Source organism: Emticicia sp. GW821-FHT11C11 (genome assembly GCF_058808615.1).
Map to the genome: position 1 here is coordinate 1,323,089 of NZ_JBXARV010000001.1, position 15,887 is coordinate 1,338,975.

The 15,887-nt window shown below is 40.0% G+C and carries 9 protein-coding genes and 1 riboswitch; of the genes, 4 read left to right on the forward strand and 5 right to left on the reverse strand.

The features are described 5' to 3' along the window. The first annotated feature begins 18 nt into the window (after positions 1-18). Positions 19-990 (forward strand): AAA family ATPase, encoded by a 972-nt coding sequence (locus AC1RRY_RS05635; protein WP_492817566.1) that lies wholly within the window; start codon positions 19-21, stop codon positions 988-990. Positions 991-1,264: 274 nt separating this feature from the next. Further along, on the forward strand, positions 1,265-3,649 hold the full coding sequence (locus AC1RRY_RS05640) for an ABC transporter permease (protein WP_492817564.1): 2,385 nt from the start codon (positions 1,265-1,267) through the stop codon (positions 3,647-3,649). Positions 3,650-3,810: 161 nt separating this feature from the next. Here the strand turns inward: AC1RRY_RS05640 and AC1RRY_RS05645 are convergent, their stop codons facing one another. Then, the gene (locus tag AC1RRY_RS05645; protein ID WP_492817562.1) at positions 3,811-4,569 is read right to left on the reverse strand and encodes a GLPGLI family protein; all 759 of its coding nucleotides are present in this window, start codon (positions 4,567-4,569) and stop codon (positions 3,811-3,813) included. Positions 4,570-4,603: 34 nt separating this feature from the next. Further along, positions 4,604-7,420, reverse strand: a complete 2,817-nt coding sequence (locus AC1RRY_RS05650) for an outer membrane beta-barrel protein (protein ID WP_492817560.1) — start codon at positions 7,418-7,420, stop codon at positions 4,604-4,606. Positions 7,421-7,746: 326 nt separating this feature from the next. Here AC1RRY_RS05650 and AC1RRY_RS05655 point away from each other — a divergent pair, with 326 nt between their 5' ends. Then, positions 7,747-8,274, forward strand: coding sequence for a C40 family peptidase (locus AC1RRY_RS05655; protein WP_492817558.1), 528 nt, complete (start codon positions 7,747-7,749; stop codon positions 8,272-8,274). A gap of 260 nt (positions 8,275-8,534) precedes the next feature. Continuing rightward, positions 8,535-8,650: riboswitch (SAM-I-IV-variant riboswitch) on the forward strand. A gap of 64 nt (positions 8,651-8,714) precedes the next feature. Next, entirely contained in the window at positions 8,715-10,007 is a 1,293-nt protein-coding gene (gene metK / locus AC1RRY_RS05660) for a methionine adenosyltransferase (RefSeq protein ID WP_492817556.1), read from the forward strand. 266 nt (positions 10,008-10,273) lie between these two features. Here the strand turns inward: metK and AC1RRY_RS05665 are convergent, their stop codons facing one another. The 3 genes from AC1RRY_RS05665 to pyrG all read right to left on the reverse strand — a co-directional run bounded on the left by AC1RRY_RS05665 (position 10,274) and on the right by pyrG (position 15,661). Continuing rightward, a complete protein-coding gene (locus tag AC1RRY_RS05665; RefSeq protein ID WP_492817554.1) occupies positions 10,274-11,941 on the reverse strand; it encodes a hypothetical protein in 1,668 nt (555 codons plus the stop codon). Between the two features lie 70 nt (positions 11,942-12,011). Beyond that, entirely contained in the window at positions 12,012-13,886 is a 1,875-nt protein-coding gene (gene yidC, locus AC1RRY_RS05670) for a membrane protein insertase YidC (protein ID WP_492817552.1), read from the reverse strand. Positions 13,887-14,011: 125 nt separating this feature from the next. Beyond that, complete coding sequence (gene pyrG / locus AC1RRY_RS05675; RefSeq protein ID WP_492817550.1) at positions 14,012-15,661, reverse strand: CTP synthase; 1,650 nt, start codon at positions 15,659-15,661, stop codon at positions 14,012-14,014. Positions 15,662-15,887 lie beyond the last annotated feature (226 nt).

Here is a 15,887-nt window from a genome sequence, read left to right on the forward strand (position 1 = left end):
TATTTCATCCATACCTTAATGAGCAAAGTTCAATTTAATTCAGACGTTGAAGCAGCCGATGCCCTCAAAAGTTCTTTTAATGATTTAAAAAATGAAATCGGGCAGATAATTGTAGGACAAGATGACACAGTTCGCCTGTTGCTTACAGCTATTTTTTGCCAGGGACATTGTCTTTTAGTGGGTGTGCCGGGATTGGCAAAAACATTGTTAATTCAAACGATTGCTTCGGCGTTGGACTTGGACTTTAATCGGATTCAGTTCACACCCGATCTCATGCCATCTGATATTGTTGGTTCGGAAACCCTGGATAATGAGCGTAACTTCAGATTTATAAAGGGGCCTGTATTTGCCAATATTATTCTTGCCGATGAAATTAACCGTACGCCTCCTAAAACCCAGTCGGCGCTTTTAGAGGCCATGCAGGAATATGCCGTAACTGTGGCCGGACAAAAACATAATATCAGCCGCCCGTTTTTCGTACTGGCTACGCAAAACCCGATAGAGCAAGAGGGAACCTATCCGCTTCCTGAAGCGCAATTAGACCGCTTTATGTTCATGGTGCATTTAGACTATCCGTCATATAAACAAGAGTTGGATATTGTAAAAAATACTACTTCAGATACCAAAAAGACAGTAAGTAAGATATTGACCGGTGATCAAATACTTTATTTTCAACACCTGGTGCGTCGGGTGCCGGTTGCTGATAATGTGGTAGAATATGCAGTAAGTCTGGTTCATAAAACCCGCCCGAATTCAGAATTGGCATCTGCTGATACCAATAAATATCTGGAGTGGGGGGCAGGCCCGCGTGCTTCGCAGAATCTTATTCTGGCTGCTAAGTGTAATGCGCTTATCAACGGAAAGTATTCACCTGATATAGAAGATGTAAAAGCAGTGGCGATCGCTGTTTTACGCCACCGTGTAGTAAGAAACTTTAAAGCAGAAGCTGAGCATGTATCTGTAGAGGATATAATCAAGCGAATGTTATAAAATAGTATTGTGATTCCGATACAACAAAAAAGAGATACCGCGGCATCTCTTTTTTGTTGTACTACGTGTTTAAACGTAAGTAGATGCTGCCCTCATAAATACCTCAATTGCTCATTTCCGGATAACATTATCCAAGCTTTTTATCAGAAAAAAAATATTTTAAGAGTTGTGTAACCCTCTGCAAAATTCGCGGTTAACATTACTGCGTAAAGCTTTGCATATGCAAAGCCTTACGTTTGCTGCTACCATCATTAACCAAAAAACATATAAAATTATGATAAGAAATTACTTTAAAATTGCCTATCGGAATCTGACTAAGAAACAGATCTATTCCTTCATTAATATTGGCGGGTTAGCCGTTGGCATGTCAGTAGCTATACTGATAGGGTTGTGGATTTATGATGAGCTTTTCTATGATAGATCATTTGCCGATTATGACCGCATCGCCCGGGTTGAACTGCACCAAACGGATAACGGAGCCATTGCTACAAGTGAATGGACGCCCCGACCGCTGGCTGTTGCACTGAAAAATGAATATGGCAGTGATTTTAACCATGTTATACTGGCGCATCAAACCGGTGAACAAATTCTGGTAAATGGCACAAATCAACTTCTTCGCAGAGGCAATTATGTAGAGCCCGAATTTCTGGAAATGTTGCCACTAAAACTGATGGGAGGGAGTAATACAGCACTGAAAGACCCGAATTCTATTGTGCTATCAAATTCGCTGGCGCAAGCCCTTTTTGGGAAAAATGACCCGCTCAACCAAATTGTAAAAATCAATAACAAATGGAATGTGAAGGTAACAGGTGTTTATGAGGATTTCCCCGCTAATTCATCGTTTCATGAGTATGCTTATCTGCTTCCCTGGCAACAATTTGTTTCTGACCAGGGGTGGGTAGAACGGGCTGAGAATAACTGGACTTTAAACGCCTTTGAGATATTGGTGAAATTAGCACCCAACACTGATTTCGAACGGGTGTCGGCCAGAATTGCTTTAACCAAAGCAAAACATGCACCGGAAGAGGCTAAATTTAATCCCAGTGTGTTTCTTCATCCGATGAGCAAATGGCATTTATACTCAGAATGGGAAAACGGCTTGCCGGTTAGGGGGAGAGTTCAGTTTGTGTGGTTATTTGGTTGCATTGGTGTCTTCGTACTGCTGCTGGCCTGCATTAACTTCATGAACCTCTCTACGGCCCGCTCTCAAAAGCGAGCCAAAGAAGTGGGTATCCGTAAAGCAGTGGGCTCACTGCGTAAGCACTTAATCGCACAGTTTTTTATCGAATCATTTCTGGTTGTTTTCTTAGCTATGGTTCTATCAATCGGAATTGTAGCGCTGGCATTGCCATGGTTCAATACTATTGCTGATAAACAAATGACTCTACCCTGGACAAACATTTGGTTTTTAGGCTTAATTATCGGATTCAGTCTGCTTACCGGATTTATTGCCGGTAGTTACCCTGCTTTTTATCTGTCTTCTTTCCAGCCCATTAAAGTCTTGAAAACAGCTAGAATGGAACTTGGAAGATTAGCAGCCATGCCACGTAAAGTACTGGTTGTGTTCCAGTTCACCGTTTCCATTACCCTGATTATTGGTACAATGCTTGTGTTTCAGCAAATTCAGTATGTGCAGCATCGGCCAATTGGGTATAATCGGGATGGTTTGTTGAGTGTACGGACTAATACTGCCGACTTAATTGAACATTATGAAGTGATACGTGAAGAATTGCTTCAGACTGGTATGGTTAGTCAGATGGCAGAATCCTCTATGCCTGTTACAGGTGTTTATTCAAGCGATTATAGTCTGGACTGGGTCGGTAGAGATGTTAATCGTCAGGTCGATTTTGATGTAGTGGCCTGTACCCACGATTTTGGCAAAACTGTTGGCTGGCAAATAAAGGAAGGTCGTGATTTTTCGCGTGATTTCCCGACCGATTCTGTTGGTTTGATCATGAACGAAAGTGCCATCAAATATATGGGTTTGCGCAATCCTGTTGGACAAAGAATAAAGTGGTCGGGAGAAACCTATACGATCATTGGGGTTGTCAAAGATATGGTTACTAACTCTCCTTTTGAGCCGGTAAAACAAACGGTCTTTAAACTGAATTACAATTGGGTGAATTTCTATACCATTAGGCTTAATCCGGAAGTCAATGCCCATTTAGCCATTGAGAAGATAACGCCTATATTCAGAAAGTATAATCCAAGTGCACCATTTACCTACCAGTTTGCGAGCGATGAGTATGCACAGAAATTTGGTGACGAAGACCGGATTGGCAATCTGGCGAGTGTTTTTGCGGGCCTTGCCATTTTTATCAGTTGCCTGGGTTTGTTCGGCCTGGCTTCTTTTATGGCTGAGCAACGCACTAAAGAGATCGGTGTACGCAAAGTATTGGGGGCATCAGTGACAAATTTATGGATATTACTCTCTAAAGATTTTGTCATGCTGGTTGTTGTTGCTTTGTTTATTGCAACACCTGTAGCCTATTACCTGATGGATAACTGGCTTCAGAAGTACCAATATCGTACAGTAATTCCCTGGTGGGTTTTTGCGACTGCGGGTGTAGGAGCCTTACTGGTTACTTTATTAACAGTCAGTTTTCAGAGTGTGAAAGCAGCCTTAATGAATCCGGTACGTTCTCTTCGTTCCGAGTAATAGACTTGTACTTAATGGTAAGTATGCCAACTGAGAATAAGGTTAAAAATTAAGCATTAGGTATTTATCTTGTATTAATAAAAAACCAGTGGAGATTCTTCCACTGGTTTTTTATTTTTGTCTTATAAATTGTAAACCTGACTTTAAGCAGATATCAACTTCTAATATTTGATTGCCCAATAAGGATTCCTGTAAGATTTAATGCTGTCTTTGATATGGTTAGCAATTAACTTGTCATAATCAGCATCTTTTATTTTCTTTCCTTTCAGCTTGGGCATCGACAATTCTTTATTTTCAAGTTTTTTGAATTCAACACTCTTGGCTGTAATCACTACATCTCCGTCATTAATTTCCAGTTCCATAATCAACCCCGGAAGTCCATAGTATCGCTCCGGTCCTGATGAAATCGGAATATCACCTGTAAACCAAGCTGTTATTTTTTGGTGTTTGACGGTGTCTTCCGACACGGCCTTCATACAGATGTATCCGGCAACGTCTTTAATCTGATTCAGTATTTTCCAGCTTGGTGCACGAAGAGAATCGTCAACTACATAGGTTTTACCCATCATCTCTATCAATTCTATTTTCTTCTCTTTCTCAAAGTTTCTATAGATGTAGTAATCTTCTGTGCGTGACGACCACCCGTATTCGCTAGCCTCTTCAAGATTAGTCAGCAGGCTTTCGTTGGCATTGAAATACATCTTGGTTTTAGATTTCCAGCCCTCATCATTTTTGCCCCAGGTTTGCTTTACACGGTCTTTTTCTTCATTCGATAGGTAGGTCAGCTGTCCGATGATTTTCGACCAGAATTCCTGACGTTCATATACCACTATGCCCTCCGTTTTTTGTGAAAAACCAAGTAGCGGAGTGAAGAGTGTCAATACTATTAAGCTTAACAGAAATTTAGTGATAGCTTTCATTAGTTTAGATTTTAATGAGATGAAACATTGTTTATTAGTACCAGCCCTGGCGGCGCATCTTCGCACTTACACCTCTTAAGTTGTATGTAAAGCTTACCATAAAGTATCTCGAGAGTGTCTGGGTTTGTTCCTGAGAAACGAAGTTCTGAGATGCATATTGGTTAATGCCAATATTTTTCTTTAACAAGTCATAACCTGATACACGGATTTCGGCTCTTTTCGCCTTACCCAGAATCTTGTAAATCGATGAATAAAGAATAGGAATGTGTTGGTCGAAACCGAAACGCTCGTTTTTGTAAATCCGGTAATTGAGGTTCGAGCTGAAATAGATACCTGCAGGCAGGGCAATGTTCATTTCAGCACCAAAGGTATGATTGAATATCTGCTGGTTCTGAGAGGTATTAATCGAGTACCGGGTATTGGTTATACCAAAATTACCATTGGCATATAAGGTAAACTTGTCGCTCGGAGTCAAATCAATTCTGAAGCCTATGTTGTAATTATTGTTCGATGTGGTGTTCAGTTCGTTGTTAATATAAATCAGGTTTTTCGATATGTTGGCACCACCGCTCAGATTCAGGCTGCTTTTGGTCTTTTTAATAGGGAATCCAAAGCCAAGATACGAACCATAATATTGACCACCGGAAATATTGGTAGGCTTGGCCGTGGTAACCAGTGTTACCGGGTCAACTGTCTGGTTATAAATTACCTGGTTGATATTATAACCGTAATTTAAATTGAAAAACATATTGGTAAAGCTTGCCGGATTGAACATATTATAACCTACATATGCTCTGTGCGTGCTCATAGGCAACAGGTTCGGATTCCCTACACGAAGATATAGCGTATTGCTGTTGTCAATAATCGGTTGTAAATCTTTAATAGCCGGCTCACTTACTTCTTTGCCGTAGTCAGCCCAGATGTAGCGATTGTTTTTCAAATCGATACTTACGGTTGATGCAGGTATCCATGCGAAAATATCACGGTTGATTTTCTGAACGTCTGTAGCGTTTTTGATTCGGGCAAAATTTCCCTGGAAATGGAAGTGTTGTGCCGCTAAACCAAGCGAGATGTTTACACCTTTATGGTTGTATCGCAGACTCGTACCGAAGCGATTATACATGAAATCGTTATTGTAATAATTACTCAGAGAATCAATTCTTATCCCATCTGTGGTTTGTACGTTTCTATCAACGGCATCACGGCGCAGGCTGAAATTATAGAAGGTTTCGGAGAAAAACTTTTTCGACAAAGGCTCCACATAAAGCAGGCTCGATTTAACCAGATGCCTTGGGCTGTTTGTGAAGTTAACCTGATTAATGTTAGAAGGAATGGAGCCGGCAGGAGCATCAAACAATTCGTTCGTAGAACTCTGGCGGGCTTCTCCATCTGAAATGTTGTAATTATAGGTAAGGCTGGCTGCAAAATTTTTGCCTTTTTTCTTGAATTTATGTCGATAGATACCAATCAGAGAAGCAGCTGACGAATTGAAATCATTGAAGTTATTGATAAATGTTTCGTTCGATTTCGTAGTGCCATTTCTGTAGAACTCCTGTAAACTATTGAATTTGGTTGTTCCGTTGCCCATCCGGCCATTTCCTATCAGAATTATTGTATTGAGTGAATCAATTGTTTGCTCAAAACGCAAACTTATGCGGTGATTGCGGCTGATACGATTCTGGTAGCTATCTTCAAAACTTTTAAATGATGTATTGTTTTGAAGGAAATTCTCTCTTTCTAATTTTTTAGAAACCAATTGTTGGGTCTGGCTGAAATAATAGTTTGAGCTGAACTTGGTCTTTTTTGTATCATAGTTGTAATTGGCGCCACCGGCATAGTTTTCAGAGAACCCCTGAAAGTTACGGCCACCAATAGGAATAGACAGGCTTTCTTCAGAGTCGTTGTCGGAGTAATAATAAATGCCACTGCTGAAACCAAAGTCGGCGGCATCGCCCCAGTTATTGGCCTGGCTGCCTCTGAAATCCTGAAAATCGTCTCTTGAAATTCCGGTCTGGTTTACATTGTTTCCCAAACCAAGTACTGAAAACTGCTGTTTCGAATCGAAACGGTTATAATTCCCTCTTAGTTCGGCGCGTTCGTCAGTACCAATTCCGGCAGTTACCTTACCGAATCCTCCTTTTTTGAAGTCTTCTTTTAACTCAAGGTTCACAGTTTTTTCTTTTTTACCGTCATCTACTCCTGTGGCTTTGGCTTGCTCTGATTTGTCATTGAAAATCTGAACCTTTGTAATGGCATCTGCAGGTAAGTTTTTAGTGGCGGCTTTAGGGTCATTCCCAAAAAAGTTTTTCCCGTCAACGGTCACTTTTTTTACATCCTGCCCCTGAGCTTTTATATTGCCATCCTGATCAACCTGAACACCGGGTAGTTTCCGCAGAAGATCTTCTACCGAAGAACCCGGTGGAACTTTGAACGAAGCCGCATTATACTCTATCGTATCTCCTTTAATGTTTAAAGGTGCACGGGCTGTTTTAACTACTACTTCCATCAGTTCCTTGGCGATAGGCTTTAATTTTAAATTGCCAAGGTCATTAATAGCTCCATCCACCGGTTTTACGTCTATCTGAAACGGGATATAACCTACGAAAGAGATTTTCAAAACATAATGTGCCTTTTTGATGTTTTTAAACTCAAAGGCACCGTTTTCGTCGGTACGGCCAAAATTGACTAGCGTAGAGTCTTTCGGCTGCAAAAGCATGACAGTGGCAAATGGCATTGCAGTGTTGCCGGAGTCGATAGCAATACCTTTGATAGTGAATTTAGTAGGGTTCTGAGCAAATGCAAAACCCGATGTAAGCATCAATGCAGCAAGCAGAAGTAATTGTTTTTTCATAAGAATGTTTAGTAAAGAATAGCTCCTCTTTTAACAACTAACTATTTAGTTATTAATGGTGCGAAGGTAAGGATATTTTATTAACCAAAAAGTTTTTTAAGTTTTTTTAACTAATAATTTTCCACAAACATTTTTTTTGAAATTCATTCACTCTATATTTGAAACATAGTTATTTGACCAATGTGTTGATTCACCGATTATTTTCAATACATATTCGTTCTGAATGTGAGGTCAAACTGAATATTTCTGCTGTTATATATCAGGTTAAATTCCCAAATTGAGGGCGCATGTACTGCCTTTCACCCTAAAAAAGTCGAGACAATATTATGCGTAAAAAATTTACATTAAGTTTCTTGTTAATTGCTTTTGCTTTAGCCGGAAACGCCCAGGAGTTATCTCAATCCGCTGATTCAACTTATGCGGAAATTGATGAAAAAGATTGTTTAGAATTAACCGATGAGATACAAATCGTTGCCCAACAATTACTGGGGACACGATATGTATGGGGTGGGAGGGCAACCAAAGGGTTTGATTGCTCTGGCCTCGTCAATTATGTGTTTGGTCATTTTGGAATGGAGGTAGCCCATGGTAGCAGGGAGCTATATAAATTAGGGCAGAAAACCACACCGGAAGAAGCAAAACCCGGTGACCTGATATTTTTCAAAACCAGCTCACGCAAGCGTGGGGTATCACATGTAGGCATTGTATTGGAATCGGACGAAAAAGGTGTGAGATTCATTCACTCTGCCCAGAGCCAGGGAGTCATTATAAGTTATTTGAAAGAAAAGTATTATAATGCAAGGTTTGTGGGTATCCGCAGAGTATTAGATAGTCTGAAAGAAGGTAAATCCTGATTTTTCAGAATATTCGTTTAAGAAATTGTTAACTTTCAAAATAAAGAGATGCTTTTGGCTAAAAGCATCTCTTTATTTTATAAATACATACAGTTGTGTTGTGTCTTTTGTAAAGGTAAAATATCGGCAATAGTGTATGTTTTATAGATAAATTGTCCAAACTGAAATTTGTTTAAAGATAATTTCGGTAAACTATTGCAGGATTTCAGAGAGATTTTAGATTTAATTTTTGCATTTGTTTTACTAATTAACGTACTTTGTGAAAGTATCAAGAAATTCCCTTTTGCGGAAATCCAACCGAGTAGAAACACTACGGTGGTAAAAAGATGCGGGCAATAAGACTTTCGTTTCTTATTTGTCAAAAAAGTTTCTTTTTCCTTCTGCGCAGAGTTTTTTGGCAAACACATTTTGACAAATCATTTTAAAAATTATTAAGATTTATGGCATATCTATTTACTTCCGAATCGGTTTCGGAAGGCCACCCGGACAAAGTTGCTGACCAAATTTCTGATGCCCTTATTGATAATTTTCTAGCGTTTGATCCTTCCTCTAAAGTTGCTTGCGAAACCCTGGTTACAACCGGGCAAGTAGTGTTGGCAGGAGAGGTAAAAACCAAAACTTACCTGGATGTACAATCAATAGCACGCGATGTAATTGCAAAAATCGGATATACCAAATCTGAATACATGTTCGAAGCCAATTCCTGCGGTATCTTATCGGCTATCCATGAGCAATCAGACGATATCAACCGTGGTGTTGACCGCTCGGCAGATGAGAGAAATTTTGAAGAAAAGGCCGACGCACAAGGTGCCGGCGACCAGGGTATGATGTTTGGTTACGCTACCCGTGAAACCGACAACTATATGCCGTTGGCTTTAGACCTTGCGCACAAAATTTTGCAGGAGCTTTCAGCTATTCGTCGCGAAAATAAGAGAATCAAGTATTTGAGACCTGATGCGAAGTCGCAGGTTACAATTGAATATACCGACAACAACAAGCCTGTCAGAATAGACACAATCGTTGTTTCAACGCAGCATGACGATTTCGCTGAAGATGAAGCCATGCTAGCTACCATCAGAAAAGACATTATCGGATACGTGATACCTCGTGTAAAAGCGAAGTTGAAACCGTCTCTTCGTAAGTTATTCAATGATAAGATTACCTATCATATCAACCCGACAGGTAAGTTTGTTATCGGAGGGCCACATGGTGATACAGGTTTGACAGGCCGTAAGATTATCGTTGACACATATGGTGGAAAAGGTGCACATGGTGGTGGAGCATTCTCTGGCAAAGATCCGTCGAAAGTAGACCGTTCTGCAGCCTATGCTACGCGCCATATTGCTAAAAACCTGGTTGCGGCCGGTGTTTGTGATGAAGTGCTGGTGCAGGTTTCTTACGCCATTGGTGTAGCTAAGCCTTGTGGTATATTTGTAGATACCTATGGCACTGCTAAAGTGAAGGGAGCTAACGGCAAAAAACTTACAGACGGAGAAATAGCCAGAATAGTGGAGAAAGTTTTTGATATGCGTCCTTACGCCATCGAGCAACGTTTAAAACTTCGTAACCCGATTTATTCTGAAACCGCAGCCTATGGACACATGGGTCGTGAATCTCAGTGGGTGAGCAAAGTTTTCAAAGGCCCTGAAGGCCATAAGGAAGTAGAAGTTGAACTTTTTACTTGGGAGAAACTGGATCATACTGACAAGGTAAAAGAGGCTTTCGGCATCTGATACTTACAGTCATAGAAAATAATTGAATGGGCGAAGCATAGCTTCGCTCATTTTTTTTGAATAGGTTATTTGTTTTGTTAATTCTATATTTCCAATATATTTTTTATAGATAATTGATATTGTATTAATTTAATATTCTATACATATGTTATTGATTGAATTTTCAGTATAAATTGAAATATATGAATAAATAAACAGGGCTGTGTATAAACGAAAAGAGACACCCCGGGGTGTCTCTTTTCGTTTATAATATCTGATAAATCTGTTTATCTGGCTACTTCAATAAATTTGCCGTCTTCATATTTAACAATGGGTACTATCTTGTTTTCGTGCGAGCGATTCGTATAATCAAAGCCATCAAGTGTATACCCTTGTGTATATTCTATTGCATCAAGGTTACCGCGAAGTCTGTTTTTACCCATTCTCAGCATTCTGCCATAAAACAATACCATGTCATAACCCCAATAGGCATAATAAGAAGGAGCTATATTCTGACTACTTATGTATGCACTCTTAAAATTTTTAACCTCATCTTTTTCTCTATTAATATAATCCTGTTGGATCAGAAATAACTCTCTGTTATATAAATTGAGCGAAACGGATTCAATATCAAACGCAGAAGATGCCGCAACAATAAGCGAACTTATTTTCTTTTTATCAATGGCACTCATGATTTTCGGACCAAACGCAGGGTCACTACCGGAAATGAAAATATGGTCAGATCTTCGTTTGGTATCAATGTCGTCGGCGCTATTGTATCTTTTAATCGCCAATACACTCAGACCCTTTTCCATCGCCTTGTCTCTATAAATGTAGGCAAAAGTCGAATCCTTGCGAGTATTACCGTAATAGATACTTACCGAATGGGCTGATTTTTCATTCACAATGTATTCAAGCGCTTTGGTGGCTTGCATTTCGTAAGAAGGAGAAGCCAGAAAAGCTGACTTATCATTGCTCACTAATTGCTGATTATTAGATAATGGATGCACCTGAATGGCATCGTTCGATTTGGCAAATGAATTGACTACCTTGTTAACCTCAGGATACAATGGCCCGATGATTACATCTATCTTCCCAAAACCACGATTACCTACAATATCATTGATATTTTTAACGTCACGTTCTACGTCAAATGCAAATAAATTAAGGTTTATCTGCTCAGCAGCCAGTTTTTCCTGTGCCAGTTTCATACCAGCGTATAAATCGTAAACGTATTGATTCGCTCTGCTGGTTTTGTTGGCATCAAATTCAAACAAGCGGAAGGGCAGCATTACGGCTACATTAATGGTATTTGTATTGTCTTTTGCTTTTGGTTTTTTGTTACCCGAATTATTCAGATTGAACTGATTGGTAAGCCGGTCTGATAATTCCAGGTCTTCACGGCTGGCGTTTTTGCTTCGCTGTATGACATCAATTATCAATTGAGCCAGCACAGGGTTATCAGGAGATTTTTGATATAATTGCTTTAGCTGACTCAATTCTTTGATATTGCTAAGATATGCATACATCATATTCTCAATTTCCGGACGCCAGTTTTTTGATGTAATCCGGTTGAGTGATTGCAACGCTTCTTCGGGTTTGTTTTCAGCGAAAGCTACGTTGGCATACAAATAAGTGGCATCATCTATTTCGCCCCAATTCGGAAAGCGTTCAAAGAGTTGTCGCAACATAGTGCGGGCATCATAGAATTTGTTCAGCTTAAAGGCTGCTGAAGCATAATAGTAATGAACAAACGGAGAAACGGAGTTTTCGTATTTCTTGTTGGTAAGTGGCAGCAGTAACTCTCTGGCTTCGGTGTACTTCTGGTCGGCATAAAATTGCACAGCTTTTTTATATCTCAACAAGTAATCTTTCTCACTCAGACTGGCCTGCTGTTGAGCTATTGCAGAATATGATAAGAATAAAAAAATGAAGAAATTTTTTGTCCTTCTCATAGGCATAGTAATAGAGTTTATATTGAAGTGAGCGTGAAGCATAAGGGAGCTTCACGCTCAGCTGAAATTTTTATTTTCTATTTTGTTGTTTCTTTTTCAGCTCGTCCTGTTGTTTGCGGGATTCTTCGGCCATTTTCACCTGTTTTTCCATAAACTGTGCAAATTTGCCTTTTTTAGCACCTTGGGGATTGGCCTGGTACTTAACTTTATTGTTCATCAGAATCGCCCTGATTTTATCCTCATCAACGAAACGGCGTACTATTTGTTGTTGTGCAATCGTAATGACGTTTGAAACCAGATAGTAAAAACTTAACGCTGCCGGGAAGCTGTTCAATACGAAGAAGAAAACGATTGGGAAAATATAGCTCAGTTTCTTCATATCAATCGGCCCGGGCTGGTCTGGGGTAATCTGGTTGTTGTAGTAGGTAAATGCCAGACTCGAAAGTGTCATTAATACCACAAACAAACTGATGTGACTCCCGATTACCGGCAAGTTGGTAGCCCAACTGATCGGATAATCGTAAGTAGAAAGGTCAGATGCCCACAAAAAGTTTTTCTGGCGGAACATGATCATGTTCGGGAACAGGAAGAAAACCGACATCAGAATAGGCATTTGTAAAAGCATAGGTACACAACCACTAAGCGGATTTACACCTACCTGCTGATACAGCTTCATTTGTTCCTGTTGCATTTTCACCTGATCGTCACCCACTTTTGCCCGTATCTCGTTCAACTCAGGTGCCAGAATACGCATTTTGGCAGAGCTCACGTAAGAACGATAGATAAGTGGAGTAAGCACAGTTTTAATGATTAACACCACTACTATTATCAATAACCCATAATTGCTGATAAGGTTTTCGGCCAGATTAAATAAAGGTACAAAAATATAACGGTTGATGGGCTTTACGAAGTCGTATCCAAGATATACGTTTCTATGGAAACCGGTAGCAACTGTCTTTACTGCATTATAATCGTTTGGTCCGAAATAGAAGCGGTAGTTTCCTTTACCTGTTTTTAAATCAGAAATAGGAAGGTTGGCATCTACTTCAGCAATTTTTACTACGTTAGGGTCGGTTTCCGGTGTAGTCAGCTTAAATTTAGGTGTTGAAAGCGGCTGATTTTTGGCCACAAAACCGGTAATGAAGTATTTCTGCTTAAACGAAAACCATTGGATAGGATCAACAATGTTCAGCTCATCATTACCTACTTTATTTGAACCCAGGTCATCAAAGTCATCTGCTTTGGCGTCCCAATAATTGATTTGTGCCGACTTACGGTTTTCGTTGATATCGTGTTCGAGCACTTTCAGGTTATCCTGCCAGAATAACCGAACCGGCTGGTTCTGAACCAGGGCATCTAAGCCTACCAGATTTAAATCGTAGTCAACGATGAATCCGGTGCCTTTGATAGTATATACCTGCTCAACATATTGGTTTGCAGCTAAATTTAATCTGAAAACTACTCTTGTTGAATCGCCTGATTTAATTACAGACGACTGATTGTCAGAAGTATAGAAGAGTTTCTTTAAATCTATTTTGCCTTTATTAGTCTGAAGCTCAAGACTCAGGGTAGAGCTCTTGTCGTCAAAAAGTGTTAAAGGTTTTTTATTACCGCTTTTGAAATCGTCGTATGCCGAATAGTTTTTCAGAACTACTTCTTTTACACCACCGCCCTGTGTACTGAATGTGAATCGGGCATCCTGATTCTCAATTGTTATATCTCTGGTGGTTCCGGTTGCAGCAGAGGCAAAGTCACCAAATGCCGCTTTGATAGCGGTAGTATCAGTAGTCTGATTATTTTTTGGTACTACTTTTGTTGCACTGGCCGGAATCGCAGGTTTTTGTTCTTGAGGGGGAGTTGAAGGCATAAAATACATGTACCCAGCCCACATTGCCAACAACAATACAATACCAATTATCTGGTTTTTGTCTATTAATTTTTCCATTAAAGATTTAAAATTCGTAAAAAATACAATCGCAACTTTCAGATTGTCTTACAAAAGTCGCAAAGAATGATAATAATTCCTAATTATTAGGCTATCTCTAAGAACCTGGTTCTCAAAGATTTAATTTAGTTTAAAGCAAGCTTTTTATTCGAAGAATAAGCTATGGCCGCTTTTATAAAATTAACAAAAAGCGGATGCGGGTTCATAACCGTACTTTTCAATTCCGGGTGAAACTGCACACCGATAAAATACGGGTGATTAGGCAATTCCACTATTTCTACCAGTCCGCTGTCAGGATTAACACCAGAAATCACCATTCCGGCTGCTTCATAGTCTTTCTGATACTTACTGTTAAACTCCCAACGGTGGCGGTGGCGCTCGCTGATATTCGCTTTCCCGTAAATTTTACGAGCCAGTGTTTTATCTTTCAGCTTGCAGGCATAAGCTCCTAAACGCATGGTGCCGCCTTTGTCAGTTACATTTTTTTGCGCCTCCATTAAATCTATTACCGGATAGGCCGTATCTGGATCCATTTCAGTCGAATGGGCCTCTTTCAGACCGATCACATTTCTGGCAAATTCAATACATGCCATTTGCATACCAAGACAGATACCAAAGAACGGAATGTTGTTTTCTCTTACATAACGGACTGCCGCAATTTTGCCTTCTATGCCGCGTTCTCCAAATCCGGGAGCTACCAGTACGCCATCCAGGCCGGCAAATTTTTCGGCGATGTTTTCCGGAGTCAGGCTTTCCGAATGTATCCATTCAACAACTACCTTACATTCGTTGGCTGCCCCTGCATGAATAAAAGATTCTGCAATTGACTTGTAAGCATCCTTTAGTTCTACATATTTCCCGATCAGCCCTATGGTAACCTGTTCAATAGGATTTTTGAAACGGCTCAGGAATTTCTTCCAGTTATCCATGTCAGCATCCTGATCGTTGTATATATCGAGCATATACAATACACGTTGGTCAAGCTTTTCTTTCTGCATCAACAATGGCACATCATAAATCGTTTCAGCGTCCATGGCTTCAATAACAGAATTTTGCTCAACATTACAGAAAAGCGCTATTTTCCTGCGGATATCCTGCGGAAGCGGATGTTCTGTTCTGCAAACAATAATATCCGGTTGTACACCAGACTCCTGTAATTGTTTAACCGAGTGTTGGGTAGGTTTGGTCTTTAATTCACCGGCTGACTGCAGGTAAGGAACCAAGGTAAGATGAACCACAAGCAGATTATCTGCACCCAGATCCCACTTTAACTGGCGTACGGCTTCTACATAAGGTAATGATTCGATATCACCCACGCAGCCGCCTAATTCGGTAATGACAATGTCAAAATTGCCGGTTTCACCTAGTTGCAGAATGTTTCTTTTGATTTCATCGGTAATATGCGGAATTACCTGTACGGTTTTACCGAGATAACTCCCCTTACGCTCTTTCATAATTACATTATAATAGATACGTCCGGTGGTTACATTATTTGCCTGCGAGGTAGGAACATTCAGGAAACGTTCGTAGTGGCCCAGGTCAAGGTCTGTCTCGGCGCCGTCATCGGTTACGTAGCATTCGCCATGCTCGTAAGGATTCAATGTGCCGGGGTCAACATTGATGTAAGGATCGAATTTTTGAATAGTTACCGATAAGCCTCTGGCTTGTAGGAGTTTAGCTAAGGAAGAAGCGATAATGCCTTTTCCAAGTGATGAAGTTACGCCTCCCGTAACGAAAATATACTTCGGATTGCGGGGTTGCCCGTTCATTGACATGTGGTATTGATATCTTTGATTACGGGATACAAAGGTACGATTTTTTGTCGAACTCTGTCGGCTAAAATCTGATAAGTTTTTGATTTTTGTTTTAAATTGTTGATTCACAGATGCTTATAGGTATGTGAAATTGAAACGATGGTTTTAAGAAGTAAGTCTTTTCAACAAGCCCCGTAAGTAAGTATATGTTTATGTATTTAATTATCATTACAAAGCACTTCTGCCC

Coding starts and splice junctions, on each gene's coding strand:
- AC1RRY_RS05635 (WP_492817566.1), top strand. CDS start 19: ATGAGCAAAGTTCAATTTAATTCAGACGTTGAAGCAGCCGATGCCCTC.
- AC1RRY_RS05640 (WP_492817564.1), top strand. CDS start 1,265: ATGATAAGAAATTACTTTAAAATTGCCTATCGGAATCTGACTAAGAAA.
- AC1RRY_RS05645 (WP_492817562.1), bottom strand. CDS start 4,569: ATGAAAGCTATCACTAAATTTCTGTTAAGCTTAATAGTATTGACACTC.
- AC1RRY_RS05650 (WP_492817560.1), bottom strand. CDS start 7,420: ATGAAAAAACAATTACTTCTGCTTGCTGCATTGATGCTTACATCGGGT.
- AC1RRY_RS05655 (WP_492817558.1), top strand. CDS start 7,747: ATGCGTAAAAAATTTACATTAAGTTTCTTGTTAATTGCTTTTGCTTTA.
- metK (WP_492817556.1), top strand. CDS start 8,715: ATGGCATATCTATTTACTTCCGAATCGGTTTCGGAAGGCCACCCGGAC.
- AC1RRY_RS05665 (WP_492817554.1), bottom strand. CDS start 11,941: ATGAGAAGGACAAAAAATTTCTTCATTTTTTTATTCTTATCATATTCT.
- yidC (WP_492817552.1), bottom strand. CDS start 13,886: ATGGAAAAATTAATAGACAAAAACCAGATAATTGGTATTGTATTGTTG.
- pyrG (WP_492817550.1), bottom strand. CDS start 15,661: ATGTCAATGAACGGGCAACCCCGCAATCCGAAGTATATTTTCGTTACG.